This is a genomic window from Actinomadura sp. DC4, assembly GCF_030406325.1.
GTDB lineage: Bacteria > Actinomycetota > Actinomycetes > Streptosporangiales > Streptosporangiaceae > Actinoallomurus.
Genome location: NZ_JAUEQY010000012.1, coordinates 61,624 through 88,451 on the forward strand (window position 1 = coordinate 61,624; position 26,828 = coordinate 88,451).

The 26,828-nt window shown below is 71.5% G+C and carries 24 protein-coding genes and 1 other RNA gene; 11 read left to right on the forward strand and 14 right to left on the reverse strand.

Going from position 1 to position 26,828, the window contains the following annotated elements; translation table 11 throughout:
* Window position 1: 1 nt before the first annotated feature.
* The 4 genes from QWU11_RS20575 to QWU11_RS20590 all read right to left on the reverse strand — a co-directional run bounded on the left by QWU11_RS20575 (window position 2) and on the right by QWU11_RS20590 (window position 1,712).
* A complete protein-coding gene (locus QWU11_RS20575; protein ID WP_290115656.1) occupies window positions 2-271 on the reverse strand; it encodes a helix-turn-helix transcriptional regulator in 270 nt (89 codons plus the stop codon).
* Window positions 271-762, reverse strand: a complete 492-nt coding sequence (locus QWU11_RS20580; RefSeq protein WP_290115657.1) for a DUF2975 domain-containing protein — start codon at window positions 760-762, stop codon at window positions 271-273. Before QWU11_RS20580 ends, QWU11_RS20575 begins: the two co-directional genes overlap by 1 nt.
* A gap of 136 nt (window positions 763-898) precedes the next feature.
* Window positions 899-1,282 carry a hypothetical protein gene (locus tag QWU11_RS20585; RefSeq protein WP_290115658.1) on the reverse strand — a complete coding sequence of 128 codons (384 nt, stop codon included), beginning with the start codon at window positions 1,280-1,282 and terminating at the stop codon, window positions 899-901.
* Between the two features lie 73 nt (window positions 1,283-1,355).
* Window positions 1,356-1,712, reverse strand: coding sequence for a DUF6191 domain-containing protein (locus QWU11_RS20590; protein WP_290115659.1), 357 nt, complete (start codon window positions 1,710-1,712; stop codon window positions 1,356-1,358).
* A gap of 53 nt (window positions 1,713-1,765) precedes the next feature.
* Between QWU11_RS20590 and QWU11_RS20595 the strand changes: the two genes are divergently transcribed.
* The 5 genes from QWU11_RS20595 to QWU11_RS20615 all read left to right on the forward strand — a co-directional run bounded on the left by QWU11_RS20595 (window position 1,766) and on the right by QWU11_RS20615 (window position 5,331).
* Entirely contained in the window at window positions 1,766-2,638 is an 873-nt protein-coding gene (locus tag QWU11_RS20595; protein ID WP_290115660.1) for a Nif3-like dinuclear metal center hexameric protein, read from the forward strand.
* Complete coding sequence (locus tag QWU11_RS20600) at window positions 2,622-3,365, forward strand: C4-type zinc ribbon domain-containing protein (RefSeq protein WP_290115661.1); 744 nt, start codon at window positions 2,622-2,624, stop codon at window positions 3,363-3,365. Before QWU11_RS20595 ends, QWU11_RS20600 begins: the two co-directional genes overlap by 17 nt.
* Entirely contained in the window at window positions 3,362-4,492 is a 1,131-nt protein-coding gene (locus QWU11_RS20605) for a bifunctional RNase H/acid phosphatase (protein ID WP_290115663.1), read from the forward strand. Before QWU11_RS20600 ends, QWU11_RS20605 begins: the two co-directional genes overlap by 4 nt.
* Window positions 4,493-4,528: 36 nt before the next feature.
* Window positions 4,529-4,917: RNase P RNA component class A (rnpB, locus tag QWU11_RS20610), an RNA gene on the forward strand.
* A 267-nt stretch (window positions 4,918-5,184) separates the two neighbouring features.
* Window positions 5,185-5,331 (forward strand): hypothetical protein, encoded by a 147-nt coding sequence (locus QWU11_RS20615; RefSeq protein WP_290115665.1) that lies wholly within the window; start codon window positions 5,185-5,187, stop codon window positions 5,329-5,331.
* A gap of 157 nt (window positions 5,332-5,488) precedes the next feature.
* Here QWU11_RS20615 and QWU11_RS20620 read toward each other — a convergent pair whose 3' ends face one another.
* From QWU11_RS20620 to QWU11_RS20630, 3 genes are all read right to left on the reverse strand, one after another.
* Window positions 5,489-7,168, reverse strand: coding sequence for a hypothetical protein (locus QWU11_RS20620; protein ID WP_290115667.1), 1,680 nt, complete (start codon window positions 7,166-7,168; stop codon window positions 5,489-5,491).
* A gap of 241 nt (window positions 7,169-7,409) precedes the next feature.
* The gene (locus tag QWU11_RS20625; protein WP_290115670.1) at window positions 7,410-7,874 is read right to left on the reverse strand and encodes a YbhB/YbcL family Raf kinase inhibitor-like protein; all 465 of its coding nucleotides are present in this window, start codon (window positions 7,872-7,874) and stop codon (window positions 7,410-7,412) included.
* Between the two features lie 312 nt (window positions 7,875-8,186).
* Window positions 8,187-8,603 (reverse strand): MarR family transcriptional regulator, encoded by a 417-nt coding sequence (locus tag QWU11_RS20630; protein ID WP_290115671.1) that lies wholly within the window; start codon window positions 8,601-8,603, stop codon window positions 8,187-8,189.
* Window positions 8,604-8,867: 264 nt separating this feature from the next.
* On the opposite strand from QWU11_RS20630, the gene QWU11_RS20635 reads away from it, so the two are divergent.
* A complete protein-coding gene (locus QWU11_RS20635) occupies window positions 8,868-12,020 on the forward strand; it encodes a BTAD domain-containing putative transcriptional regulator (protein ID WP_290115672.1) in 3,153 nt (1,050 codons plus the stop codon).
* A gap of 60 nt (window positions 12,021-12,080) precedes the next feature.
* Here the strand turns inward: QWU11_RS20635 and QWU11_RS20640 are convergent, their stop codons facing one another.
* The 4 genes from QWU11_RS20640 to QWU11_RS20655 form a co-directional block, all read right to left on the reverse strand.
* A complete protein-coding gene (locus tag QWU11_RS20640) occupies window positions 12,081-12,893 on the reverse strand; it encodes an ABC transporter permease (RefSeq protein WP_290115673.1) in 813 nt (270 codons plus the stop codon).
* Window positions 12,890-13,849 carry an ATP-binding cassette domain-containing protein gene (locus QWU11_RS20645; protein ID WP_290115678.1) on the reverse strand — a complete coding sequence of 320 codons (960 nt, stop codon included), beginning with the start codon at window positions 13,847-13,849 and terminating at the stop codon, window positions 12,890-12,892. Before QWU11_RS20645 ends, QWU11_RS20640 begins: the two co-directional genes overlap by 4 nt.
* Window positions 13,850-14,494: 645 nt before the next feature.
* Window positions 14,495-15,943, reverse strand: a complete 1,449-nt coding sequence (sepH, locus tag QWU11_RS20650) for a septation protein SepH (RefSeq protein WP_290115680.1) — start codon at window positions 15,941-15,943, stop codon at window positions 14,495-14,497.
* A gap of 272 nt (window positions 15,944-16,215) precedes the next feature.
* On the reverse strand, window positions 16,216-17,526 hold the full coding sequence (locus tag QWU11_RS20655) for a D-arabinono-1,4-lactone oxidase (RefSeq protein WP_290115681.1): 1,311 nt from the start codon (window positions 17,524-17,526) through the stop codon (window positions 16,216-16,218).
* 173 nt (window positions 17,527-17,699) lie between these two features.
* Between QWU11_RS20655 and QWU11_RS20660 the strand changes: the two genes are divergently transcribed.
* The 3 genes from QWU11_RS20660 to QWU11_RS20670 are packed head-to-tail and all read left to right on the forward strand — an operon-like array spanning window position 17,700 to window position 20,707.
* On the forward strand, window positions 17,700-18,839 hold the full coding sequence (locus QWU11_RS20660) for a lytic transglycosylase domain-containing protein (protein ID WP_290115682.1): 1,140 nt from the start codon (window positions 17,700-17,702) through the stop codon (window positions 18,837-18,839).
* A gap of 42 nt (window positions 18,840-18,881) precedes the next feature.
* Window positions 18,882-19,865, forward strand: coding sequence for a ferrochelatase (locus QWU11_RS20665; protein WP_290115683.1), 984 nt, complete (start codon window positions 18,882-18,884; stop codon window positions 19,863-19,865).
* On the forward strand, window positions 19,862-20,707 hold the full coding sequence (locus QWU11_RS20670) for an inositol monophosphatase family protein (RefSeq protein ID WP_290115684.1): 846 nt from the start codon (window positions 19,862-19,864) through the stop codon (window positions 20,705-20,707). Before QWU11_RS20665 ends, QWU11_RS20670 begins: the two co-directional genes overlap by 4 nt.
* A gap of 93 nt (window positions 20,708-20,800) precedes the next feature.
* Here the strand turns inward: QWU11_RS20670 and QWU11_RS20675 are convergent, their stop codons facing one another.
* Window positions 20,801-20,971, reverse strand: coding sequence for a hypothetical protein (locus QWU11_RS20675; RefSeq protein WP_185792421.1), 171 nt, complete (start codon window positions 20,969-20,971; stop codon window positions 20,801-20,803).
* A 160-nt stretch (window positions 20,972-21,131) separates the two neighbouring features.
* Here QWU11_RS20675 and QWU11_RS20680 point away from each other — a divergent pair, with 160 nt between their 5' ends.
* Together QWU11_RS20680 and QWU11_RS20685 are read left to right on the forward strand one after the other, a co-directional pair.
* Window positions 21,132-21,785 (forward strand): response regulator transcription factor, encoded by a 654-nt coding sequence (locus tag QWU11_RS20680; protein ID WP_290115685.1) that lies wholly within the window; start codon window positions 21,132-21,134, stop codon window positions 21,783-21,785.
* Between the two features lie 29 nt (window positions 21,786-21,814).
* Window positions 21,815-22,912, forward strand: a complete 1,098-nt coding sequence (locus QWU11_RS20685) for an ATP-binding protein (RefSeq protein WP_290115937.1) — start codon at window positions 21,815-21,817, stop codon at window positions 22,910-22,912.
* A gap of 65 nt (window positions 22,913-22,977) precedes the next feature.
* On the opposite strand, the gene QWU11_RS20690 is transcribed toward QWU11_RS20685, so the two are convergent.
* Together QWU11_RS20690 and QWU11_RS20695 are read right to left on the reverse strand one after the other, a co-directional pair.
* Window positions 22,978-23,952: a chitinase gene (locus tag QWU11_RS20690; RefSeq protein WP_290115686.1), complete on the reverse strand. Its 975-nt coding sequence runs from the start codon at window positions 23,950-23,952 to the stop codon at window positions 22,978-22,980.
* Between the two features lie 106 nt (window positions 23,953-24,058).
* Window positions 24,059-26,815 carry an ABC transporter substrate-binding protein gene (locus tag QWU11_RS20695; RefSeq protein WP_290115687.1) on the reverse strand — a complete coding sequence of 919 codons (2,757 nt, stop codon included), beginning with the start codon at window positions 26,813-26,815 and terminating at the stop codon, window positions 24,059-24,061.
* Window positions 26,816-26,828: the final 13 nt, after the last annotated feature.

Genomic DNA, 26,828 nt, shown 5'->3' on the forward strand with positions numbered 1-26,828 from the left:
ACTAGCCGATCGGCGAGGGTCGGTCTTCGGCCTCTGCCGGCGGCCGGTGTCCTCCGTTCGTGGTGTCCTCGGCCTCGAAGCGCAGCAGGTCTCCCGGCTGGCAGTCGAGCGCCTCGCAGAGCGCGGCGAGCGTCGCGAAGCGCACCGCCTTGGCGCGGCCGTTCTTGAGCACCGCCAGGTTGGCGGGGGTGATCCCGACGCGGTCCGCGAGTTCGCCCACGGACAGCTTCCGCTTGGCCAGCATCACGTCGATGTCGACGGTGATGGGCATCAGATGACCTCGTCCAGCTCGGCCTGCATCTGCGTCGCCTCGACGTCGCGCGCGACCGCCTGGGTGAGCAGCATCCGCAGGACGAGCACGATGAGCGCGCCGCCCAGGACGGCCATGCCGATCCCGGCCATGATGACGGTGATGCCCGGGTTATCCGAATGCTCCGGCGCCAGGACGGCCGTGAGCACGAACCACAGGAGGGCGGCCGCCGTGATCGCGCCGATCACGAGGTCGACGTACCGGAAGGCGGCGTGGGAGAAGACCGTTCCGCGTCGCACCATCGTCACCAGCCGCCATACGCAGACCACGATGACCTGGCCCGTCGCGATGCCCAGGATCACGATCACGCGAACCGGGGTCAGCGGGAACGACCCGTCCTCCGGGTCGTTCCCGCCGACCAGCGCCCACACCATCGCCACCTGTGCGAACACCGTGCTGGCGAGCACCCCTACGAGCACGACGCGCAGCGCGCGCACTGTCAGCGCTCCCATCGTCTCTCCTTCGATCGACTAACGATGAAAATCTATCGACTTTCGATAGATATAGCACGGCTTCGACCGGAGAGGAAAGACCTCGATAGAGACCTGTGCCCCGGCGCTCCGGCCGTGAGCCGCCGGGTCCGCGGCCTCAGTCGCCGGGGGCGGAGAGTTTCGGGGTGAACGTGGTGCCGTGGAGGGCGCTGTCGATCAGCTCGATGCTCTCGGCGATCGCCACCAGCCGGGTGCCCTCGCGGCGGTAGATGTCGAGCACCGCCTCCACGCCGTGCGGCGGGACCGTGCCGGACAGGTCCGTACGGGCGGTGCGGAAGCCCAGCCGGGCCGCCTCGATCGCGGCGGCGACGTGCTGGCGCGCCATCCGGGAGAGCGCCGCCGGATAGCGGCGCAGCACGCCGTAGCGGCGGTATTCGGGTGGCACGAACTCGAACAGCCACGTCACCGCGGTGTCCTCGAACCTCTCGGTGCCCGGCGGGTGCACCCCGGTGGGCCAGCCGGGCGGAACGTACGCGTTCACACGCCTCAGACTACGCCGGATACGAACATGTGTTCGAAAAGGGTCTCATGAATGTGTCGCCGGAGGAGAGGGCTCAGTCCTCGTCGTCGCCGGGCTCGTCCGGCTCGCGGCGCTTCGTGATCCGGATGGTGCCCGACTCCAGGTCGTCGCGGCCGGGCGCGGCCTCGGTGTGGAGCTCGTGGCGGCGTTCTTTCTGCGCCTCCTGCTCCTCGAGCTGGATCTGCTTTCCGGCACCGCCGAACGCGGCCTGCAGGTCGGCGAACATGCCCGGGCCGAAGCCCGCGCCCGAGTCGGAGTCGCCGCGGATGGCCGACATCAGCCCGCCGCCGCCCGTGCCGTTCTTGGGCCAGTCCACCACTTCCGGCGTCGGAGGCGTGGCGGCGCGGCTACGGCGCGGGCGCTTGCGGCGCCGCCGAAACGGTGATCTCACGCATCCTCCAACGTTCGGTCGACTCTCAGGATTCCTTACGGAGACCCGCCCGAATGGTATGTGCCCTCGCGGTGATCTCGAACGGTAACCTGCGGTGCGTGTCCCTCATACTGGCCGACCTCGTCGGGATCTTCGAAGACCGTTACGATCCGGCCTGGGCGGAGTCATGGGACGCCGTGGGCCTGGTCTGCGGCGATCCGGAGGCCGAGGTACGCCGGGTGCTGTTCGCGGTCGACCCCGTCGCCGAGGTCGTGGACGAGGCGCTGGCCTGGGACGCCGATCTGATCGTCACCCATCATCCCCTGCTCCTGCGCCCCGTGCACGGCGTGCCCGCCACCACGCACAAGGGCCGCCTCGTGCACCGGCTGATCACCGGCGGGGTGGCGCTGTTCACCGCCCACACCAACGCCGACGTGGCCGACCCGGGCGTCTCCGACGCGCTCGCGCGCGCCGTGGGACTGTCCGGGCCGCTGCGCCCGCTCAGCCCCTCGGCCGAGGACCCCCGGCGGGGCCTGGGACGGGTGGGGGAGCTGCCCGCGCCGGCGACCCTGCGGGAGTTCGCGGCGGACGCCGCCGAGGGCCTGCCGGCCACGGCGTCCGGCCTGCGGGTGGCGGGCGACCCCGACGCCCTCGTCCGTACGGTCGCGGTCTGCGGAGGAGCGGGCGACTCGCTGCTCGCCGCCGCGCGGGCCGCGGGCGCCGACGTCTACCTCACCGCCGACCTTCGCCACCATCCCGCCTCGGAGTTTCGTGAGGCGGGCGCCACCGCCCTCGTCGACGCCGCGCACTGGGCCACAGAATGGCCGTGGCTTCGCGACGCGGCGTCGCTGTTGGGGGAGACTAACGTAGAGACCCGGATCTCCAGCGCCGTGACCGACGCGTGGACCTTTCGCTCCTTGAAGGAAGTACGTGAAAGCAGCACCTGAAGCCCAGTTGCGCCTCCTCGACCTGCAGGAGCTCGACACCGCTCTCGACCGCCTCGACCACCGCAAGCGTACGTTGCCCGAGCTCGCGGAGATCCAGCATGCCGAAGGACGCCTAAGCGAGTTCAGCGACGCGCTCGTCGCCGCCCAGACCGAGATCAGCGACATCGACCGGGAGCAGAAGAAGGCCGAACAGGACGTCGACCAGGTCCGCGCCCGCGCGGACCGCGACCAGAAGCGGCTCGACTCCGGCCAGGTCTCCTCGGCGCGCGACCTGGAGAACCTCCAGTCCGAGATCGCCTCGCTCCAGCGCCGCCAGTCCGATCTCGAGGAGATCGTCCTTGAGGTCATGGAGCGCCGTGAGGAGGCGGAGACGCGGCTGCGCGACGTCGATTCCGACCGGGAGACCAGCGAGAAGACCCTGGCCGAGCTGAGCGAACGCCGCGACACCGCCTACACCGAGCTCGACGGCCAGGCCGAGCTGCACAAGTCGGCGCGGTCGGGGATCGTCGCCGACATCCCCGACGACCTCATGAAGCTCTACGACAAGCTGCGCGACCAAAATCGCGGCGTCGCCGCCGCGGCCCTGCTGCGCGGCCAGTGCCAGGGCTGCCACCTGCAGCTCAACACCGTCGAGCTGAACGCCATCCGCACCGCGGACAAGGACGACGTCATCCGCTGCGAGGAGTGCCGCCGGATCCTCGTACGCACCAAGGAGTCCGGCCTGTGAGGCTGGTCATCGAGGCGGACGGCGGGTCGCGGGGCAACCCCGGCCCGGCCGGCTACGGCGCGGTCGTACGCGACGCCGTCTCCGGCGAGGTGCTGGCCGAGGCCGCCGAGTCGCTCGGCACGGTCACCAACAACGTCGCCGAATACCGCGGCCTGATCGCCGGCCTGACCAAGGCGGCCGAGATCGCCCCGGACGCCGACGTCGAGGCCCGGATGGACTCCAAGCTCGTCGTGGAGCAGATGTCGGGCCGGTGGCGCATCAAGCATCCGGACATGAAGCCGCTGGCCCTGGAGGCGCGCGACCTCGCCTCCGGCTTCTCCTCGATCCGGTTCACCTGGATCCCGCGCGAGCGCAACAAGCACGCGGACCGGCTCGCGAACGAGGCGATGGACGCCGCGGCCAAGGGCCGTACCTGGTCCGCCTCGGACTCCTCCGCCTCCTTGGCCGCGGACGACGAGGAGCCCCATCCTGCCCCGGCCCCGTCCTCGTCCTCGACGGGGTGGGCCGCGCCGTCCGGCGTGCCCACGACCACGGTGTTGCTGCGGCACGGCGAGACGCCGCTGTCCGCGGACAAGCGCTTCGCCGGCGTCGGCGAGATCCCGCTGACCGAGACCGGCGTGATGCAGGCGCGGGCCGCGGCCAAGGCCCTGGCGGGCCGCTCCTTCGACGCGATCGTGTCCTCACCGCTCGGCCGTACCCGCCAGACCGCCCAGGAGGTCGCCGACGTCCTCGGCCTGGCCGTCCGTACCGAGGACGGCCTCCGCGAGACCGACTTCGGCGACTGGGAGGGCTACTCCTTCGCCGAGGTACGCGAACGCTGGCCGGCCGAACTCGACGCCTGGCTCGCCGACCCGTCGGTGGCCCCGCCGCACGGGGAGAGCTTCACCGCCACCGCCCGCCGCGTGCAGACCGCCCGCGACAAGCTCCTCGTACGCTTCCGGCAGCAGACGATCCTGGTCGTGTCGCACGTGACCCCGATCAAGATGCTCGTACGCTCCGCGCTGGAGGCACCGCCGTCCGCGCTGTACCGCATGTACCTCGAGGTGTCCTCCATCTCCGAGATCGACTGGTACGCCGACGGCCCGGCCGTCCTCAAGCTCTTCAACGACACGCACCACCTCGCGTAGCGACCGTGCCGCACGGTAAAATCCGTGTTTGGTGGACGAGTCGGCCGGGCGGTCGCGTCGGGATGTCTCCGACGAGGAAGGTCCGGGCTCCACAAGGCAGGGTGGTCGGTAACGCCGACCCGGAGTGATCCGCGGGACAGTGCCACAGAAAACAGACCGCCTTCGCGTTCTTCGCGGGGGTAAGGGTGAAACGGTGGTGTAAGAGACCACCAGCGCCCCAGGTGACTGGGGCGGCTAGGTAAACCCCACCCGGAGCAAGGTCAAGAAGGGCCCGCGAGAGCGGACCCGCGCAGGCGATCGAGGGCAGCCGGTCCGAGGCCTGCGGGTAGACCGCTGGAGGCTGTCGGCAACGGCAGCCCTAGATGGATGGCCGCCACTCCGCGCGAGCGGAGAGACAGAACCCGGCCTACACGCCGACTCGTCCACCACACCCCTCTGAGCTGCATCGGGGCGGCCATTCGGCTTCCCCGTTCTGTCTCATTCCTGCCCGCGCCGTCGACCGACTGTCCGGCGGCAGTGCCGCTACCAATGATCGTCGGAGCCGGGGTCTTTGGCGGCGCGGACGCCGTCCACGGATGCACGATCGAGCGCTGACCTGGGGTTCTGTCGGGTGCTGTCCAAGGCGGATCTCAACCAGGGAAGAGGTGCTGGGGCACACCAGGTGCCCGTACACCCATTCGGGGGTAACCGGCGTGTACGTCAACCGCCGTGGCCGAATCCTGCTCGTGCTGATCATCGGCTGTCTGTGTCTGCTTGCTCTCCTCAACCCCGCCCTGGCCGGCGCCCTCGCCGAGTTGGTCGGTGTGGTCCTCCTCGTCTTGGAGCTGCTGGATCTCTGAGGTCCAGCCGCGCGGAGAAGCGCATCGGGGACGCCGAACCCGGCCTACAAGCCGCCTCATCCACGACACCTCCCTCCGCCGTCCTCGGCGGGCTCTCGTGGAAACGGCGGAGCCCCGCTCGCCGGGTCGGCGGGCGGGGCTCCGGTGAAGCGCTCAGTCAGCGGCGGTAGTCGTTGTAGGTGTTCCAGTCGTCCGGCCGCTTGTCCTTGTCGCGGTCGTTGTCCGTGCCGTACGTGTTGCCGTACGGGCTGGAGGGGTACGCCTGCGTGGAGTTGTCGTCCGGGGTCTGGCCCTGACCCGGCTGGCCGCCCGTGTCGTAGCCGCCCGGCGTGTTGTAGTAGCCCGGCTCGCCGCCGCCACTGCCGTAGGAGGACGGAGAGCCGCTGCCGTACGAGCCGCTGTCGTAGGACGACGAGCCGTACCCGCCGCCGGAGGAGGATCCGGAGTAGCCGGTGCCCAGCGGGTCGTCCTGGTGGGAGGGCGCGCCGTACGGCGCGGGGTCCCCACCGGAGTAGCCCGGGGACGACGACGAGCCGTACCCGCTGTCGTAGGACGACGAGCCGTACCCGCCGCCGCTCCCGCTCCCGCTGCCACTCCCGGAGGAGGGGTAGCCGCCCGAGAGCGGGTCGGAGTTGTAGGAGTCGGACGACCACCCGCTGCCGGCCGACGGGGGGCTGCCCGCCGACGGCGTCGAGGAGCCGTACGACCCGTAGGACGACGAGCCCGACGAGGAGCCGGAACCGTAGGACGGACGCTCGCCGGTGTTCAGCGGGTCGTTCAACGGATCGTTGAGCGGGTCGTAGCCGGCCGACGGGGCAGGGTCGCTCTCCGCCGCGGCGGCGCGCTTGCGGTCCGACTGGATCTTGGCCAGCAGCTCGTCGACGCTGGGGACACGAGGCTCGTCGCCTGCGCCAGGAGCCGGTGACGGGGTGCTCGGCGGGTTCATCGACGCCGCGGGCTGGATCGTCGTGGGCGGTGCCGTCGACTGCGCGGGAGGCGCCGGCGGCTGGGAGCGGTGAGACCCGTACGTCGGGCGCTCACCGGTGTTCAGCGGGTCGTCGCCGTAGCCGTTGTTCTGCGGCTGCGGTTGCTGCCGCGGCGGCTCGGACCCGTACGACCCGAAACCGCCACTCTGCTCCGGAGAGCCGAACGAGCCGGCGCCCGGGTCGGTTTCGCCCGAACGTCCCATCGGGGCGTCGAGTGGGCTCGCCGGGATCGCGGGCTGCGGTGCCGTGGGCGGAGCCGGGGTGTCGATCGGGCCGACCGGCAGCGACTCGGCGGTCGGCGCCGCCTGGCTCTGCGGCGGGCCCGACGGGGCGAGAGGGTCGTTCCCGCGCGGCTGGTCGCCCTGCTGTTCGGGGTTCTGCCGCCCGGGGAACCGGGGCTTGTCGAAGGTGATGGTCGACCAGTACTCGTCGTCGTCCATCTCTTCGTTGGACCGGCCGGACGGCGCGGGCGCGGGACCCGGTCCCGGGCCGATGCCCGGACCGGCAGGGGCCGCGGGCAGCGACGCGTGACCCCCGGGCGGTGGCCCGGCGATCGGTCCTGCCATCGGGCCCGCCATCGGAGCGGCCGGCAACTGCTGAGGCTGAGGTGGAGCACCGATGGGAGCGCCCGCGACACGCATGTCGCCGTACGGCTCCTCCTCGTATTCGTACTCCTCGGGCTCACCACGGCGGCCGCGGGAGCGTCCTCCACGGCGGCCACGGGGCTGCTCGTCCTCGGCCATCCAGTCGTCATCGCCTCCGGCGCGGCTCGCCCTCATGCCGAGAGCGACGAGCACCCCGACGAGGACGACCACCGCGACGAGTCCGAGGACAACGATCAGACCCCACATAGCACCACCCAACGCCATGGTCTATCGGTCGACGCCGACGCGGAGACCGTTTCCCTAATCACCGGCATCCGGGCCCCCAGGGACCTAGACCGATTGTTGCCGACCGCTATGACCCTTGTCACACGGTTCGCGGACATCTACTCTCACACTACTTGCCGCAAATGGCCACTCGGGTCAGTGGCCGTCATCTCATGCTTTTCGTCACTCGGACCCTCGCGGGTCACCGGCGGCGACATCATGCTCACTGGCCCCCGAAGCGCACCGTCATACGGCCTCGGGCGACCGTGCGCTCGGCGATCTCCGACAGCACCTGGTTCAGTTTGGCTCCGTTCGCCAGCGGCACCCTGTCCCGCAGGGCGTACACCGTGAAGCGGTAGCGGTGGAGCTCGCCCTTCGGCGGGCACGGCGGGGCGTACCCGACCTTGTCCGCGGTGCTCAGCGCCTGCTCCGCGTGGCGCGGGATGACGCCTTCGAGGATCTCGTTGGCGGTCGCGTCGATGTTGAAGAGCACCCAGTGGACGTACGCGCCGCTGGGCGCGTCCGGATCGTCGACGACCAGCGCCTGCGCGCCGACGCCGGTCGAGGCGACCGACCAGCGCAGCGGGGGCGTCTTGCCCTGGCCGCCCGCGCCCTTGCACGCGAACCGTACGGGGATCGGCGCACCTTCGCGGAACGCCGGGCTCGTCACGGTGATCGAATCCGGCACGCTACCGCGTACGATCTTGGTCTGGCCGACCAAGCCGCATCCACTGAGCGACAGCAATCCGACGGCGGCAAGGCAGACCGGCCGCCACAACGTGGTCATCATCGATCCATAGCTCCCGGGGGACGATCGTACGCCGCGCCCGGCCGGTGGCCTCGCATCAGCGGGTGTCCGCGGCGACGGGCGCTCGGCCTAACCTTAGGGCCGAACGGCTGAGTCCAGGTTGCTCCGAGGTCGTCGATGGCCGGTCCGGACGGCGTCCACGCTAAGCCCTCGGCGCCGACGCCACACGAGAACCCGCGAACTCCCGGTCGATCACTCGAGCAGATCGCCGATGGCCGCGCGCACCCGGGCGCGCTCGTCCTCGGTCAGCCCGCCCCAGAACGCGCGCTCGGACTCGTACCAGATCCCGGTGATCGGCTCGCGCAGCGCGCGGCCGGCGTCGGTCAGCCAGACGCGTACGAGCCGCGCGTCGGCGGCGTCGCGCTCCCGGTGGACGAGGCCGGCCCGCTCCAGGCCGCTCACGACCTTGGTCACCGCGGGCGCCGAGACGCCCGTACGGGCCGCGAGGTCGGCGGAGGTGACGCCGTCCTCGCGCCAGAGCTGGGCGAGGTAGTACTCCTGACCCACGTGCAGGCCGTGCCGGTCCAGACCGTCGGCGACGAGGGCCCTGTAACGCCCGAGCGAGCGGATCAAGTGGTACGACGGGCTGTCGAGCAGCGAACGTTCCACCTGCTCAGAGTAGCCATCGTCCTCCGTGGCACCCGTACGGCGCGGCCGGTGGATATCCGCGTGACGCCGGCCCGTGCCTCATGCAGGATGAGTCCGGCCGCGCTCGTACGGGCGCGGAGGGGCGGCGGTGGAAGATCGGCCGCGACGTTCTGGCGATCACCCGGGACATGGGGCGCATCGAGATATATCGTGGTTTGTCGTCAGGAACGGCAGACTTCCCGGGGCGGCGATTCCCGGGCGGGCACACGCAAGGGAGGATGGCTCGTGCGCATCGGGCTGCTGGGACCTCTCGAGGTGGCCGACGACGCCGGGCGGGCGGTCGAGGTCGGCGGCGCCCGCCTGCGCGCGCTGCTCATCCTGCTGACCCTCGACGCCGGCCGCGTCGTCACCGCCGAACGGCTCGTCGACGGGGTCTGGGGCGACGACCCGCCCTCCGGGGCGCCGAACGCCCTGCAATCCCTGGTCTCCCGCCTCCGGCGCGCGCTGCCGGGGCTCGTGATCGAGTCGCATCCGGCCGGATACCGGCTGGTTCTGGCCGAGTCCGGAGACACCGTCGACGTCGCCGAGTTCGACCGCCTCGCCGCCCGCGGGCAGGCGCTGCTGGCCGACGATCCCGCGCGGGCCGCCGACGAGTTCGCCGCGGCGCTGCGGCTGTGGCGCGGCTCGGCGCTCACCGACGTCGCCGAGGCCGACTTCGCCCGCGGTCACGTCTCCCGCCTCACCGAACGTCGCCTGGCCGTGATCGAGGACCACATCGAGGCGCGGCTGACGCTCGGCCGCGCGGACGTCGCCGAGCTGCAGGCGCTCGTCGCGGCGCACCCGCTGCGCGAGCGCCTGCGCGGGCAGTACATGCGCGGCCTGTGCGCCGCCGGGCGGCAGGCCGACGCGCTCGCCACCTACGAGGACGCCCGCCGTACGCTCGCCGACGAGCTCGGCGTCGACCCGTCGCCGGAGCTGCGCGAGGCGCACCTGTCCGTCCTGCGCGGCGCGCCGTCCAGAGCGCGGCCGGCCGCGCGCACCAACCTGCGCGCCCGGCTCACGAGCTTCATCGGCCGCGAGGAGGAGATCGACCGGGTCGCCAAGCTCCTGGACCAGAACCGCCTCGTCACGCTCACCGGACCGGGCGGCGCCGGCAAGACCCGGCTCGCCGTCGAGTCCGCCGACCGGCTCGCCGAGCGCATGCCCGGCGGCGTCTGGCTCGCCGAGCTGGCCCCGCTCGGCGACCCGGCGGAGGTGCCGCAGGCCCTGCTCAGCGCGCTCGGCCTGCGCGAGCGGGCGCTGATGGGCAACATCCGGGGTACGGCGCCGGCCGTCACCGACCCGGTCGGGCGTCTCCTGGCCGCGCTGGCCGGCGAGCGTCTCCTGATCGTGCTGGACAACTGCGAGCACCTGATCGACGCGTGCGCCCGCATCGCCGACCGCATCCTGGCCCACTGTCCGGGCGTGCGCGTCCTCGCCACGAGCCGGGAGGCGCTCGGCATCACGGGGGAGACCCTCTGTCCCGTGCCGCCGCTGGGCTTTCCCGCCGCCGGCACGGTCGAGGACGTGCTCGACTATCCGGCCGTACGCCTGCTGGCCGAGCGCGCCGCCGCCGTACGGCCCGGCTTCACCGTCGACACCGACCTCGACGCGGTGCTGGCCATCTGCCGCCGCCTCGACGGCATGCCCCTGGCGATCGAGCTGGCCGCCGCCCGCCTGCGAACGATGACCGCCACGCAGATCGCCGGCCGCCTGGACGACCGGTTCCGGCTGCTCACCGGCGGCAGCCGTACGGCGCTGCCGCGCCACCAGACGCTGCGCGCGGTGGTCGACTGGAGCTGGGACCTCCTCGACGAGCCCGAACACGTACTGCTGCGTCGCATGTCGGTCTTCTCCGGCGGGGCCACGCTCGAGAGCATCGAGGAGGTCTGCGGCTGCGACGTCTTCGACGCCCTCATCGGCCTGGTGGAAAAGTCACTGGTCATCGTGGACGGGGCCGGCCGCTACCGGATGCTGGAGACCATCCGCGCCTACAGCGCCGACCGCCTCTCCCGCGCCGGAGAGGCCAGGAGCATCCGGCGCGCACACGCCCATCACTTCCTCGAACTCGCCGAGACCGCCGAGCCGATGCTGCGCACGCGCGAGCAGCTGCGGTGGATCCACCGGCTGGCCACCGAGTACGACAACCTGCACTCGGCGCTGCGCTGGGCCATCGACGTCCGCGACGCGGCGCTCGCGGTCCGTTACGTCGCCGCGCTCGGCTGGTACTGGTTCCTGCGCGGCCGGCGGATCGAGGGGGAGCAGCTCGCCGCCGAGGCGGTGGCCGTGCCCGGCGAGGGGCCGGCCCAGGCGCGGGCGCTCGCCTGCATGTACTGGCTGCTCGGCTCCATCGGCGGCGACGAGAACCCGGTCGAACGGGGGGCGCTGCGCACTCGCCTCTCGACGGCCCTGGAGACCATCGACGGGCTCGACCGCGACGCGCTGCACCCCGTCCTCCGCATCGCGCCGATGGGCCTGCGCATCTTCGACGGCCAGCTCGACGAGGCGCTCACCGAGCTGGAGATGCTGCGCTCGGCCCGCGACCCCTGGCTGCGCGCGACCGGCGACACTCTGCGCGGGCACGCCGTGATCAACATCGGCCTGGTGAAGGACGTCGAGAAGATCTTCGGCGCCGCGCTGGCGGCGTTCCAGGAGCTCGGCGAGCGCTGGGGACTGTCGATGACGCTGATCGGGATCGCCGAGATCGCGCTCTGGAAGGGCGAGCCGGAGAAGGCCAAGTCCTGCATCGAGGAGGCCCTCGGCTACTCCGTCGAGTTCGGCAGCGAGGACGATTCGAGCTTCCTGCGCATCCGCCTCGCCAACGCCTACACGGCGGCCGGTGACGAGGCGCGGGCGCGCGTCGAGCTGGAGAACGCCATACGCGGGGCCCGGCGGCGCAGCGCGCCCGAGGACCTCGCCTTCGTCTGCTTCACCCTCGGTGAGTTCGCCCGCCGCGACGGTGACCTCGCGGGCGCTCGCGGGCATCTCGAAGAGGCCGTCGGGTATCTCGGCGAGCGGGGCGGCCCGCCGCAGTTCGCCGCCATGGTCCACTCACAGCTCGGGCTCGTCCACACGCTGGAGGGCGACACGGCCACCGCGCTCATCCGCCACACCGAGGCCCTCGCGCTGGCGACGACCGCGCACGACGCGCCGGCCATCGCGCAGACCCTCATCGGCTTCGCCGACGTGGCCCTGTGCGCGGAAGAGCCGGAGCGAGCGGCGACGCTCCTCGGCGCGGCCGTCGCCGTACGCGGCATGGAGGACCGGTCGCTGGGCGACCCGCCGCGCATCGAGCGGGCGGCACGTGGGGAGCTGGGCGACGTGCGGTACGACGAGGCGTACTCCCAGGGGCTCATGATGGACACCGGGAGCGCCACGGCGTACGTCGGGATGGACTGACCCTGTTCGACGCCGGGCACGACGACGCCCGGCCTCGCGAGAGACCGGGCGTTGTGCGCGTCACACGCGGCGGCGCAGACCGCGCACCGCGAGGGGGGCGAAGACGACCGCGAGGATCACGGCCGAGATCAGGGTCTTGGTCACCGGGCCCGCGACCGGGCCGCCGTTGATCAGCCCGCGGGTGGAGTCGGCCAGGAAGGACACCGGGTTGACCTTGGCCCACGCCTGCAGCCAGCCCGGCATCGTGTGCACGTCCACGAACGCGCTGCTGGAGAAGCTCAGCGGGAAGATCGTGGTGAACCCGAAGATCTGCACCTTGTCCGGCTCGCTCACCAGGACGCCGATCAGCACCGACACCCAGGAGACCGCGAAGGACATCACGACCAGGAGCAGCAGCGCGCCGATCACCCCGGCGGCGTCGGTCTTGATGCGGAACCCGATGATGACGCCCATGGCCAGCAGGATCGCCATCGACCAGGCCTGCTTCACCGTGTCCGCGAGGATCCGGCCGGCCAGCGGCGAGAACCGCGAGATCGGCAGCGCGCGCAGCCGGTCGAAGACGCCCTTGGTGATGTCGGTGTTCAGCCCGACGCCGGTGTTGAGCGTGGCGAACAGGGCGTTCTGCGCGATGATGCCGGGCAGCGCGTACTGCAGGTAGGCCGTCGGGTCCCCGTGCGCCATCTGGCCGCCGAACACGTACGTGAACAGCAGCACGAACATGATCGGCTGGACGCTGAGGTCGAGCAGTTCCATCGGGTTGTGCTTGATCTGCACGAGCGTGCGCCAGGCGAGCGTCATGGTGTGGCGCACGGTCGACTGCGGGCTGACGCGCCTGGACGTCGCCCGAGACGAGGGAAGAGACGCGGTGGTCATGCGGGGCTCCCTTCGAGTACGGGTTCCTCGGCGCGGTGGCCGGTCAGGGACAGGAAGACCTCATCAAGGCTGGACCTGCGCAACGTCAGCTCGGCCACGAGGACGCCGGCGTCGTCAAGGTGACGGACGACCTTCGGGAGCACCCCGGGGTCGGCGACCGGCGCGGTGACCAGATCTCCGTCGATCTTGATGCCGTCGCCGACGACCATGCTGACCAGTCCGGCGACCGTCTCACGGTCGCGCTCGTCGATCGGGCGCACCTGCAGGACCTGGCCGCCGACCTGGCTCTTCAACTCGTCGGGCGTGCCGTGCGCGATGACCTTGCCGTGGTCGATGACCGCGATGTCGTCGGCGAACCGGTCGGCCTCTTCCAAATACTGCGTGGTGAGCAGAACGGTCACGCCGTCGTGGACGAGCCCGCCGATGGTCTCCCACAGCCCGCCGCGGGCGTGCGGGTCCAGCCCGGTGGTCGGCTCGTCCAGGAACAGGATCGAGGGCCGCCCCACGAGACTGGCCGCGAGGTCGAGCCTGCGCCGCATGCCGCCCGAGTAGGTCTTGGCCGCCCGGTCACGCGCGTCCCAGAGCTCGAACCGCTCCAGCAACTCGGCGGCGCGCGCCTTGGCCTCCCGCCGGGGCATCTCGAGCAGCCGGCCGATCATCACAAGGTTCTCGGTGCCGGTGAGCATCTCGTCCACGGACGCGTACTGTCCGGTCAGCCCGATGAGCTGCCGAACCTGGTGCGCGTCGCGTACGACGTCGTAGCCGTCGACGGTGGCCCGGCCCTCGTCGGGCCGCAGAAGGGTCGCGAGAATCCGCACCGCGGTGGTCTTTCCGGCCCCGTTGGGCCCGAGAACTCCGAGCACGCTACCCGTACGCGCCTGGAGGTCGACCCCGTCCAGGGCGACGGTGTCGCCGAAGCGCTTCACCAGGCCCTCTGCCTGGATGGCGTAAGTCATGGGCTCTCCCCGTTAAACGTCCTTTGTTGTCGGGACTTACTGTCCACGAGGCCACTGTCATTTCGCGCACATCCGCCTGACACGGGCTGACAGCCCCCTGAGATCTCGCGTACGTGTCCTGCCCGCGCCTCTCGGAGCTGCGAGAACGGCCTTTGCCGGCGCCGGGAGACCGTAGATGGGGCGGCGATGTCGTCGCTGCCGGCTCATGGAGGGTGGCGAACGCAGGTCCGACCGATCGCAGCCCGCGTGCCATCGACCCGAACCCCCCGCCCCCGCGGACCGCGCCATCGACCCGAATGCCTGCCACCCACCCCTGCCGGGTGGGCCGCCGGACCCCGGCCTCCGGCGCTCTGTGGCACACGAGCCTTGAGCCCGGTATTCGCCGCCTGGCCGTCTCGGGCGGCGTAATGCGACATGGCGTGTGCGTAAGGGGGTTGGGCGAGATGGTGTGGGCGGAGATCGGCAGGGTCGGCGTTCGTGGCCCTTCTGGGGCCGGACGGCGGGGATCCGCGGCGCACTCGCGGGGTCGGGCGGGTCGGGCGAGTCGTCAGTCGGCGCGGGTCGCGAGTGGCCAGGGCGGCGTGGTGTCCGCCGCCCTCTCCAGAGGGCGGGCGGCCCCCGGTTGTGGCCGGGGGCCGCCGGCGGTTACTCCGGGCGGCGGGCGCCGAACATGATCTCGTCCCAGGACGGGACCGAGGCGCGCTTGCCGCGGGACTTCTTGCGGGCGGCCGGGCGCTTCTCCTGCGCCGGCGGTGGAGTGGCGGCCTTGCCGCCACCGGCCGCCGCCGCGGCGGCGGGCTGCTCGGTCTCCGCGGGGCGTTCGACCGGCTTCTGCGCGGCCGGCTTGGCCGGGGCCTGCTTCGGCTCGGCCTGCTTCGGGGGTACCGGCTTGCGGCCGGCCGGTTCGCGCTTGGCGGCCGGGCGGGCCGGTTCGGACCTGGCCGGGCGCGGCGGTGCCGGGGCCGGGCGCTGGGTGGCGGCCGGTGGCGGCGCCGGCTTGGCGGCCGGCTGCTCCGCCGGCTCCTCGGGCTCGTGCGGGCGCGGCGGTGCGGCCTCGCGGGGCGCGGCGGTCTCGCGGGCCGGCGGCTCCTCGGCCGGCGCGATCGGCTCGCGTGCGGACACGGCCTCGCGGGGCTCCTCCTCGCGCGGCTCGGGCTCGCGGGGTTGCTCGGACTCCCGTACGGGCGACGCCTCCCGCGCGAACTCCTCGTCCCGCGGCGACACGGCCTCCCGCGACGGCGCAGCTTCCCGCGACGGCGCAGCCTCAGGCGGCGACACAGGTTCACGCGGCGACAGAGACTCCCGCGACGGCGCCACCTCGCGCGCCGGCTCAGGCGCCCTCGGCGCCGGCCGGGGCACCTCGCGTACGAACGCGGGCTCCTCCGCGACCGGCTCCTGGCGCGGCACCGGCGGCGGCGACGGGGCGCGCGCGGGCGGCTCCTCGCGTACCGGCTCGGTCACGACCTTCATCGCACGCCGGGGCAGGAACGGGGTCACCGTGTCGTCCTGCGGTTCGTCCAGGTCGAGCGAGGACAGCCGGGCGGCCTCCTCGTTGACCGCCGAGATGTGCCGGCGGCGCGGGTCGTAGGCCCACTCCGCGGCGAACGGGCGGCCGTCGTAGGAGAACGACAGGCGTACGCGCCACGTCGAGTCCTCGCACTTCCGAGAGTCCCACTCGACCTCTTCGAGGTCGATGCCCCGCTTGCCGAGCCGCTCTTCCACGATCTCACCGAGCGCGGGGGCGGGCGCGGACTCGCCCTGACGGCGTATCGTCACGCGCTGTGCCTGCTGTGCCATGTACTCGCGCTCTTGGAGGACCGGTCCCTCGAACCAGCGGACCCGTTCTACGGGGATGCCGGCGGTCTCGGCGATCTCCTCCGCGGTCTCTCCAGCGCGGATACGAGCTTGGATCTCCTTGGGACGCAAGGGACTCTCCACTTCGATCTCGTACTGGCCGAGGCGGGAGAAGTGCCCACGGACCGCGGCGCGAAGCCGGTCGTCGACGGGCAGCGTGAACCGGGTGCCTCGGCCCGCGGTGGCCAGGACGAGGTACGAACCGTCCTCGCTGACCGCGACGAGGCGCAGCTCCTGCATGCGTGTCCTTTCGTGCCCTGTCCATCGTGGCTCGGGGCGCATGCGTGCCCTTCCCCCGGTCCCATGAGTCTCTCGTCAGGACGCACCTGCCCGCCAGCACCGTACCCGGCATGTCCGAACATCGCGGTCTCGTCGACGTGATCCTGTCAAGTTCCCGCAGCGTCGTCCCAGCTTGCCTGTTCACCGGGGTGCAGGGTGGAGGGCTTAACGATTCTTGTGCATCCTTTTCCAGGCGATGTCCTCCGGCAAATGAGCGGCGGCGTCCCCGCCGCTCATTTACCGAAGATACGAGTCGTATATGCGTTAGCAAAGCGCCTGCCGGGGTCGATCTGGTCGCGCAAGGCCAGAAACTCCCCGAAGCGTGGGTAGACACCCTCAAGGTACGCGGCGTCACGCGTGTGCAGCTTGCCCCAGTGCGGGCGGCCCCCCAGTGCCGTCAGAATCTCCTCGACGCCCCGGAAGTACTCATCGTGGTCGGTCGCGTGGAACACGTGGATCGCGATGAACGCGGTGTCCCTCCCGTACGCCATCGACAGCCAGGCGTCCTCCGCCGGCAGCAGCCGTACCTCGATCGGGAACCCGATGCGCCAGCCGCTCCGCTCGATCAGCGACCGCACCTCGCGCAGCGCGCCGGGCAGTTCCTCGCGTGGGATCGCGTACTCCTGCTCCTTGAAGCGCACGCGGCGGGGGCTGGTGAAGACCCGGTCGGACCGGTCGCTGTACGTGCGGGCGCCGAGCGCGCGCGCCGAGACCCCGTTGATCGCCGGCACCGCGCCCGGGAACCGCGAGCCGATCTGGTTGGTGAGGGAGAAGACGGAGTTGGACAGGAACTCGTCATCCAGCCAGTGCCGGAACGCCGACAGCGGCTCGGCCGGCCCCTCGACGCGGTTGTTGCGCTTGGTCAGGCACCCATCGGTGTGCGGGAACCAGTAGAACTCGAAGTGGTCGTTGGCCGCCGCCATCTCATCGAGGCCGTCGAGCACGTCGTCCCACCGCATCGGCTCCTCGCGCGCCTGCAGCACGAACGCGGGGACGACATGCCAGGTGACCGCCGTCACGACGCCGAGCGCGCCGAGGCCCGCGCGGGCCGCGTCGAACAGGTCCGGCCGCTCCGAGCGCGAGCAGGTCACGATCGTGCCGTCGGCCAGCACCAGCTCCAGCCCGGCGATCTGGGAGACGAGGCCGGCGGCCTCCCGCCCGGTGCCGTGCGTCCCGGTCTGGGTCGCCCCGGCGAGGGTCTGCTCCTGGATGTCGCCCATGTTCGCCAGGGCGAGCCCGTGGCCGGCGAGCACCTCGTTGAACGCCTTGAGCGTCATGCCCGCCTCGGCGGTGACCAGCGACTTCTCGGCGTCGACCGTACGGAGGGCGGTGAGCCCCTCCGGCCGCAGGAGCACGCCTTCGGTGAGCGCGGCGCCGGTGAAGGAGTGGCCGGTGCCCGCCATGCGGACGGTCAGGCCCTCGCCGGCGGCCGCCGTCACCGCGGCGGCGACCTCGTCGGCGGAACGCGGAGTGACGGCGCGGCGTGGGGTGGCGTACTGGTTGCCGGCCCAGTTTCGCCACACGAGAGGGCTGGTTTCAGGCATAACACGAAATGTACTCACGTTTCCCCAGGTATCGGCAACCCTCACTCGCAGGCACGTTGTCGCGTACGGGCCCTCGCCCTACCCTCGACCTTTGTGCTTCCTGGAGCCGCACGTGGCCGGGACCGGCCTCCTCGAGGGTAACTAGCGTGCGGGCTGATTCGTTGGGACGGTTGATGAGACGTTTCGTTCGCAGAGGAGTTCCGGCCGCGGTCGTGGCCATCGCGGTGGCGGCCACCGCCACCGCCGCGAGCGGCGCGGCGTACGTCATGACCTCCGCGCCGAAGGCCGCGCCCACGCCGCAGGCCGCGGCGAAGAAGGCCGTCCCCGCCGCGACCTCGGTCGTCCCCGCCTCCGAGAAGCCGTCCGCGCTCAAGCGCGTCGTGCCGCCGGACTTCCTGGTCATCTCCGGCAAACCGGTAACCAGCCGGCAGCTCGGCCGGGTCGAGAGGCTCAAGCACGTCCGTGACCTCATCACGGTGGACGCGGGCGCGGTGAGCCTGCAGGGCGGTCGGGCGAACGTGTTCGCCGTCGACCCGGTGCGCTTCCGGTCCTGGACGCCGCCCGGCACCGCCACCGACGACGGCCTGTGGACCGCGCTCGGCAAGAACCAGTTCGTCGTCTCCGACGACGTGCAGGGCCGGCTCGGCCTCCGTACCGGCATGCAGTACGCCATCCAGGGCAAGACGCAGCTGATGGCCACGATGGGCGGCGCCGGATCGCTGGGCCTGCCCGGCATCAACGTCCTCGTCGGCCGCGACACCGGACGCCGCATCGGCCTGCTCCCCGGCATCGGCCTGCTCGTCAACGCGCCCGGCGCCGACCTGAACACCCTGCAGACCGGCCTGCGCCACGCGATCGGCGCGCAGAGCCAGATCATCAACCTGCACGACAAGGCGTACCAGCCGAAGGCGAGCAAGGGCGCGCCGCGCGGCAAGGCCGGCAGCTACCTCGAGCTGTACCAGCAGGCCGCGGCGACCTGCTCGGGCCTGTCGTGGACCGTCCTCGCCGCGATCGGGCAGATCGAGAGCGGCCACGGGCGCAACGTCGGCCCCTCCAGCGCGGGCGCGCTGGGCCCGATGCAGTTCATGCCGGCCACCTGGAAGTCCTACGGCGTGGACGGCGACGGTGACGGCAAGGCCGACATCATGGACCCCTTCGACGCCGTGCCCGCGGCGGCCAAGTACCTCTGCGCCACCGGCGCCGGCCGGGGCGGGTCCTCGCTGTCCGACGCCATCTGGCACTACAACCACTCCCAGGACTACGTCAACGGCGTCCTGTCACTGGCCCGGGCGTACGCGCGCCGTTTCCCGTGAGCCGCGGAGCGGGTACGCGCGCGCTGCTGGTTTGATGGAGGCATGCGGTACGACGCCTTGCTCCTGCTGTCCTTCGGAGGTCCGGAAGGTCCCGACGAGGTGATGCCGTTCCTGGAGAACGTCACGCGCGGGCGCGGTGTGCCCAGGGCGCGGCTGGAGAGCGTCGCCGAGCACTACCACCTCTTCGGCGGGGTCAGCCCGATCAACCGGCAGTGCCGCGACCTCAAGGCGGCGATCGAGGCCGACTTCGCGGACCACGGCCTCGACCTGCCGGTTTACTGGGGTAACCGCAACTGGCGCCCCTTCCTGGCCGACACCCTGCGTCAGATGAAGGCCGACGGCGTACGCCGCGCGGCGGCGTTCGCGACCTCCGCCTACAGCGGCTACTCCTGCTGCCGGCAGTACCTCGAGGACATCGACCGGGCGCGCGCCGAGGTCGGGGACGCGCCCGAGATCGACAAGCTGCGCATCTACTTCAACCACCCGGGCTTCGTCGAGCCGGTGATCGAGAACACCCGCGCGGCGTTCGACCGGCTTCCGCCGGACCTGCGGCCGGACGCGCGCCTGGTCTTCACCGCGCACAGCGTCCCGATGGCCCAGCCCGGTCGCGCGAGCTACGTCGCCGAGCTGAACGACGTCGCCGAGGTCGTCGCCGGAGGCCGGCCGTGGTCGCTGGCCTACCAGAGCCGCAGCGGGCCGCCGAGTGTGCCGTGGCTGGAGCCCGACATCGGCGACCACCTGAAGAAGCTCCACTCCGAGGGCGCGGAGGCGGCGGTGATCGTGCCCGTCGGTTTCGTCTCCGACCACATGGAGGTCAAGTACGACCTCGACGTCGAGGCGGCCGAGCTGGCCGGGCGTCTCGGCCTCCGGATCGAGCGGGCGGCCACGCCGGGCACACACCCGAGGTTCGTCGCCATGGTCCGCGAACTCCTCCTCGAACGCGACGGGACCGAGCGCCCGGCGCTGGGGAGACTGGGGCCACGCCCCGACACCTGCGCCGTGACCTGCTGCCGCAGGCCGGCGTGACGGCCCGCTTCGCGGCGGGCGCGCAGACCGGAAGGGGCAACGTGCACGACCTGCTCGAGCTCGCGATCACCACGGCGGACGCCGCCGGCGCCATGCTCGTCGACCAGCGCCCGGCCGACGTACGCGTCGCGGCGACCAAGTCCAGCCCCACCGACGTGGTCACCGAGATGGACCGGGCGGCCGAGAAGCTCATCATCGAGCGGATCCGCGCCTCGCGGCCCGGCGACGCGTTCCTCGGCGAGGAGGGCGGCGCCTCCAGCGGAGGCAGCGGCGTGCGCTGGATCATCGACCCGATCGACGGCACCGTCAACTACCTGTACGGCCTGCCGGACTGGGCGGTCAGCATCGCGGCCGAGGTCGACGGCGAGATCGTCGCCGGCGTGGTCACCGTGCCGACGCGCGGCGAGCTCTACACCGCCGCGCGCGGCGAGGGCTCCTACCTCGTCCACCGCGACGGCTCCACCGAGAAACTGAGCTGCAACACCGGCATTCCGCTGGAGCGGGCGCTGATCGCGACGGGCTTCGGCTACTTCGCCCAGCGCCGCGCCCGGCAGGCCGAGGTGCTCCTCGGCGTGCTCCCGCGGGTCCGCGACATCCGGCGGGGCGGTTCGGCCGCCGTCGACCTGTGCTCGGTCGCCTCGGGACGCGTCGACGGCTACTTCGAGCGGGGCCCGCAGGAGTGGGACGTCGCGGCCGGCGGGCTGATCGTCCGGGAGGCCGGCGGCTTCATGGGCGGACTGAACGGCCGGCCCGCCAGCGCGGAGATGACGATCTCGGCCGGCCCCGGGCTGTACGAGGCGCTGCACGACCTGCTCGCGCCGCTGTCACCCGAGCGCGACTGACGCACGACGGCCCCGCACCGTGAGTGGTGCAGGGCCGGTTGTATGTCTGGTTCGCCGTGACTGCTTACCGTCAGGTGCTCCTTCGCCGCGCGTTCAGGCGCAGCGTGGAACGTCGATGCCGTGGCTCGCGGCCGTCCGCCGAAGATCGTCGATCTCGGCTCGCTGAGCCTCGACCAGCAGATCGTCGCCGGTGTCGTGGGCCACCCGCAGCGACTCGTACGCGTCGGTCAGACGCTGGTGGATCGTCGTCGTCAACTCGCCCACAACGGTCTCCCTTCCAGAAGAGGTGAAGTGCGGTCTACCCAAGGCATGGTCGCCGCTAAACCTCCGAATACCCTGGGCGTGCTTATCGGACACTTACGCACGGTGTGACATAACTGATACCGCCGGTCCAGCGCGCGGCTTTCCAGGGGGTGGAGACAGAGTGAGGGTTCTGGTCGTCGAGGACGAACGCGTGCTCGCGGACACCATCGCCACCGGTTTGCGACGGGAGGCGATGGCCGTCGACGTCGCGTACGACGGCGCCGCCGCGCTGGAGCGGACCAGCGTCAACGACTACGACGTGGTCGTGCTCGACCGTGACCTGCCGCGGGTGCACGGGGACGAGGTGTGCCGGCGGCTCGTCGCCGACGGCGTCGCCGCCCGCGTCCTCATGCTCACCGCGGCGGGGGAGCTGGACGACAAGGTGGAGGGCCTGTCGATCGGGGCCGACGACTACCTCGCGAAGCCGTTCGCGTTCGCCGAGCTGATCGCCCGCATCCGCGCCCTCGGCCGGCGTTCCGCGCCGCCGCTGCCGCCCGTGCTCGAACGCGCGGGCGTCCGCCTCGATCCGGCGCGCCGCGCCGTCACCCGGAGCGGCCGCCCGGTGGAGCTGACGCCCAAGGAGTTCGCGGTGCTGGAGGTGCTGATGCGGGGGCAGGGCACCGTCGTCAGCGCCGAGCACCTGCTGGAGAAGGCCTGGGACGAGAACATCGACCCCTTCACCAACGTGGTGCGGGTGACGATGATGACACTTCGCAAGAAACTCGGTGAGCCGCAGGTCATCGAGACCGTGCCCGGCGCGGGGTACCGCCTTTGAGCCCCTCGCCAGGCGCCGTGACCCGCCGCATGACCGTACGCCTGCGGCTGACCCTGCTGTACGGCGGCCTGTTCTTCGCCGCGGGGTTCCTCCTGCTCACGGTCGCGTACGTCCTGGTGACCAACATCCTGGAGGGCCTGCCGATCGAGGTCCGCACCAACGACCCGTTCGGCATCTCCCAGCAGGAACAGCAGGCGATCCGGCAGAGCTTCATCGACAACGCCCAGCACCGGCTGATCACGCAGTCGGCCTTCGCGCTGGTCGGCGTGGGACTGATCGCGCTCGCGCTCGGCTGGTTCGTGGCCGACCGGGCGCTCGCGCCGCTGCAGAAGGTCACGGCGACGGCCCGCAAGCTGTCGGAGAGCACGCTGCACGAGCGCATCGCGCTGCAGGGGCCCGAGGACGAGATCAAGGAGCTGGCCGACACCTTCGACGCGATGCTGGAGCGCCTCAACGAGGCCTTCGACGCGCAGCGGAGGTTCGTCGGCAACGCCTCCCACGAGCTGCGCACGCCGCTGGCCATCAACCGCACCCTGCTCGAGGTCGCGCTCACCGACCCCGAGGTGTCAGAGGACCTGCGCACGGTCGGGCGCACGCTCCTCGCCAACAACGCCCGGCACGAGCGGCTCATCGAGGGGCTGCTCCTGCTGGCCCGCAGCGAACGCGAGCTGACCACCCGCACCGCCGTCGACCTGAGCGAGGTCGCCACGATCGTGCTCAAGACGGCCGTACGCGAGGACCGGCCGGACATCGAGATCACCACCGAGCTCACGTCCGGCCCCACGACCGGGGACCCGGTCCTGCTGGAGCACCTGGTCTCCAACCTCATCGACAACGCGGTCCGGCACAACGTCGACGACGGCACGGTCGTCGTCCGTACCGGGGTCCTGGACGGATGGGCCACCTGCCAGGTGGAGAACACCGGCCCGGTGGTGCCCGCCTATGAGGTGCAGAACCTCTTCGAGCCGTTCCGCCGGCTCAACACCGACCGGATCGAGTCGGCCAAGGGCGCCGGGCTCGGCCTGTCGATCGTGCGCTCGGTGGCCGGCGTGCACGGTGGTTCGGTGGTCGCGACGCCGCGCGAGGGCGGCGGCCTGATCGTCACGGTCCGCCTGCCGAAGGGCTGAGAAAGACCGCGTGACCGCGTGACGCACCCCGAGTGGCGCCACGCGATCACGGGCTCCCGGCTCGGTCAGCCGGTGTACTGGGCGAAGATCTTCGAGAACTCGTACGGCTGCTGCGGGATGTTCGTGCACTGGTAGAGCGCGCCGTTGCAGGCGTTGCGGTCGCGCGTCGTCTCCCAGAAGCCCAGCGAGCCCACGTGGTGCTGGCGCGCGAAGGACACGAGCTGCCGCGCGTCGTTCTGGTCATAGACGCTGCCGTCGTCGTTCTTCCCGAGCATCGGCGTGACGCCGACCATCGACCAGATCTGCGCGTCGGACCGGCCGGTGAGGATCGACGCCAGCTGGTCGTGCGTGGCCTGGGCGGCCTTCGTCGCCGCGTCGCCGTCGTCCGTACCGCTGCGGTAGTAGTCCATGGCCATGACGTTGACCGAGTCGGGACCGGCCCCGGCGTTCTTGGCCGACCGTACGATGTTCAGCCCGTCGCTGGTCAGGCCCTCCGGCAGCACCGGCAGGGTGAGACTGATCTTGAGGTTGGGGTGGGTCTGCTTGAGCCGCGCCAGCGCCTGCGAGCGCCGGCCGATCGAGGCGGGGTCGGCGGTCGCGGCGCCCTCGATGTCGAAGTCGGCGTAGGTCGCGCCGTAGGCGTCCACGACCGCGGCGTACTCGGTGTAGAGGGTGTTCGCGTCACCGCAGGCCTGGGCGAGCTCGATGCCGGACGCGCCGCCGAAGGAGATCCTGACGTCGCCGCCGGCCGTCCGCAGCTTGTCGATCTCGTCCTTCTGCCATGCCGTACGCGGGTCGTAGGCGTTGAACCAGCTGGCCTTGCAACCCGCGCCGGTGACGAACCCGAGGGTGAACCCCTTGATCCCGGAGGCCTGCGACATCGCGCTGAGCGAGGGCGTGGGCCAGGCGCCCATGTCCACGTACGGCGAGACGGCGGGCCAGTTGCCCGTGGCGGCGGTGGCGGGCGCGGCGACGGCGGGACCGATCAGCAGACCGGCCGGCACGGCCATCACGGCGAGCTTCTTGAACAGGCGTCTCACGTCACACTCCTGGCGGGGAGAGGAATGGAGGGCCCCCGTGAAAGCTATTAGTAAGCTTTCCTATTAATTTCTACCGTGATCTGACCGAGACGGTCAAGCCCGCCGGTCACTTGCGCGCCGTCGTCGTCAGGACCGGATAGCCCAGATAGTCCATGCCGATGTTGACGAACGACTTGGTGTTCCCCACCCGGTACTGCACGTTCGAGTACAGCGGGATGAGCGCCATGTCATCCAGCGCGATCTTCTCGGCGCTCTGCAGCTCCTTGGTCCGCTGTCCCGCGTCGGCGGTCGAGCGGGCGGCCTTCATCGCGGCGTCGAAGGCGGGGCTGCTGTAGCGCGCGTAGTTGCTCCCGCCCACCGACCCGTCGTCCTTGCGCGCGATCGAGGAGCTGGACAGCAGCGGGCCGAGGAAGCTCTCGGCCGTCGGATAGTCCGCGACCCAGCCGAACGGGTACAGGCCCTCGGCGTCCTTGCCCGCCTCGTCCTGGTAGAACTTCGTGAGGTCGATCTTGCGGATGTCGACCTTCCAGCCGAGTTCGGTCTGAAGCTGCTGCTGCGCCGCGGTGACCAGCGCGGAGTACGAGCTCGTCGAGCCGACGGTCAGCGTCACCTTCGACCCCGGGCCGAGGCCCGCGAGCTGGGCCATCGACTTGGCCTTCACCGAGTCGTGGACGCACGCGGTGCAGCCGTTGGTCAGCCCGCCGGGGACGCCGGGCGGCACCAGGGAGCTGGCCGGCGTGTAGATCCCGCCGTAGGCGCTCTGGATCAGCGCCTTGCGGTCCAGCGCGTACGACACCGCCAGCCGCGCCTCCTTGGACTTCATCGGGCCCTTGTCGTTGATCGGCAGCAGGAACGTCATGCCGCCGATGGCCCCCTTCAGCAGCTCGCCGTCCGAGGAGTGGCGGGAGACGGCGGTCGGCACGGAGGCGGCGTTCAGCTCCGCCCAGTCGTACTGGCCCGCGTCGAACCCGGTCACCGCGCTGGCCAGGTCGCCGGCGAAGGTGACGTCGACCTCGTCCAGCTTGGGCTTGGTGAGGGCGGAGGAGTCGTTGCGAACCAGCGTGAGCCTGCTGTTCGCGGTGTAACTGCCGACCTTGAACGGCCCGTTGCCGATCGGCTGCTTGTTGTAGGTGGCGTCGGACGCGTCGCCGGCCACCGAGGGGACGGGGACGAACACCGGCGCGGACACGCGTTTGCCGAAGTCGCAGTCGGCCTCGGTGAGCGCCACCTGCAGGATGTCCGGGCCGCTCGTCGTGAGGCCCGACATCGTCCGCGAACCGCCCGAGTACACGTCGTCGTAGCCCTTGATGTCATCCATCAGGTAGCCCTCGCCACCGGTCTTGTTGCCCGCGGTGCGGTTCCAGCTGCGTACGAAGGCGGCGGCGTCGACGGGCTCGCCGTTGCTGAACTTCGTGCCCGGCCGCAGGGTGAACTTCCAGTTCGTACAGCCGCTGTCGGAGCTCATCTGGGTGGCCAGGGCGTTGACGATGGTGCCGTCCGGCTTGACCTGGCTCAGCCCGGTGTAGAGGTTCTCCACGACGAAGAAGTCGGCGGTGGTGATGGCGTTCGACGGGTCGATGGAGCTCGGCGCGGACATCGCCATGCGGAAGGTCCCGCCGGTCTTGCCGGCGACGGGTACGGGCTTGGCCTTCTTGTGGTTGCCGGCCAGCTTCACGCCGGCGTACGTCCCGGCCGAGACGAGTAGCACCATCGCGGCCGCGGCGGCGGCCACGACGCCGGGCCGGAGGCCGCGCCGCGGGGTCTTGTAGCCGTCTCCCGTGTAGCCCCGCGTCATCATCCCCGCCCCGGGCGGCGGCGTGTCGGCGCCCGGGGGATGGTGACCGGACGGCGGGGTGTCCGGCCCGGGGTAGTACATGCCGGGCGGAGGCGTGTCGTGACCGGTCGGGTAGGCCGCCCACGGCCGGGAGTCGCCGGCCCCGTACGGGCCGCTCGGCGGCGTCCACTGCGGAGGCGGGGTGTTCTGCGCGGCGACCTGGGCGCCCTTGTTCAGCACCTCGGTGGCCGCGGCGGGCCGCGCGCCAGGGAGCGAGACTCCGTCGTTGCTGAGCAGCCGGAGGAGGATCTGCTGCGCGGTCGGCCGGAGCCGTGCGTCCTTGGCCAGGCACGCCGTGACGATCTCCCGCAGCGGGCCCATGAGCATCCCGAGGGACGGCTCCTGGGACAGGATGCGGTTCATCACCGCCGGGATCGAGTCCTGGCCGAACGGCGGGCTGCCGGTCGCGGCGTACACGATCGTGCAGGCCCAGGCGAAGACGTCGGTGGGCGGACCGGCGGTGTTCCCGGAGATCTGCTCCGGCGACATGTACGACGGCGTGCCCACGGTCGTGCTCGTCAGCGTCCCGCCGGCGTCGAGGGCACGCGCGATGCCGAAGTCGATCACGCGCGGCCCGTCGGAGGCGAGCAGGACGTTCGTCGGCTTGAAGTCGCGGTGGACGATGCCGGCCTCGTGGATGGCCGCGAGGGCGGTCGCCGTGCCGATGGCCAGGCGCTGCAGGACCCCGCCCGTACGGGGGCCCTCCGCGTCGACGACCTGGCGCAGCGACGGGCCCTCGATGAACTCGCTCACGAGGTAGGGCGTGTCGCCCTCCACGTCGGCGTCGAGGATCTGGGCCGTACAGAACGGCGCGACGCGTTTGGCGCTGGCGAGCTCTCCCGCGAACCTCGCCCGTGCCTTGGTGTCGCCGCTGAACTGCGCGTGCAGCAGCTTGACGGCGACCCTTTCGCCTTCCGGGTCCTCGCCGAGGTAGACGACACCCTGCCCGCCCTCGCCGAGACGACCGGTCAGGCGGTACGAGCCCAGTTGCTCAGGATCGTTCGCCCGGAGAGGAGCGGTCTCCGGCATGAGGGTGCCTCCC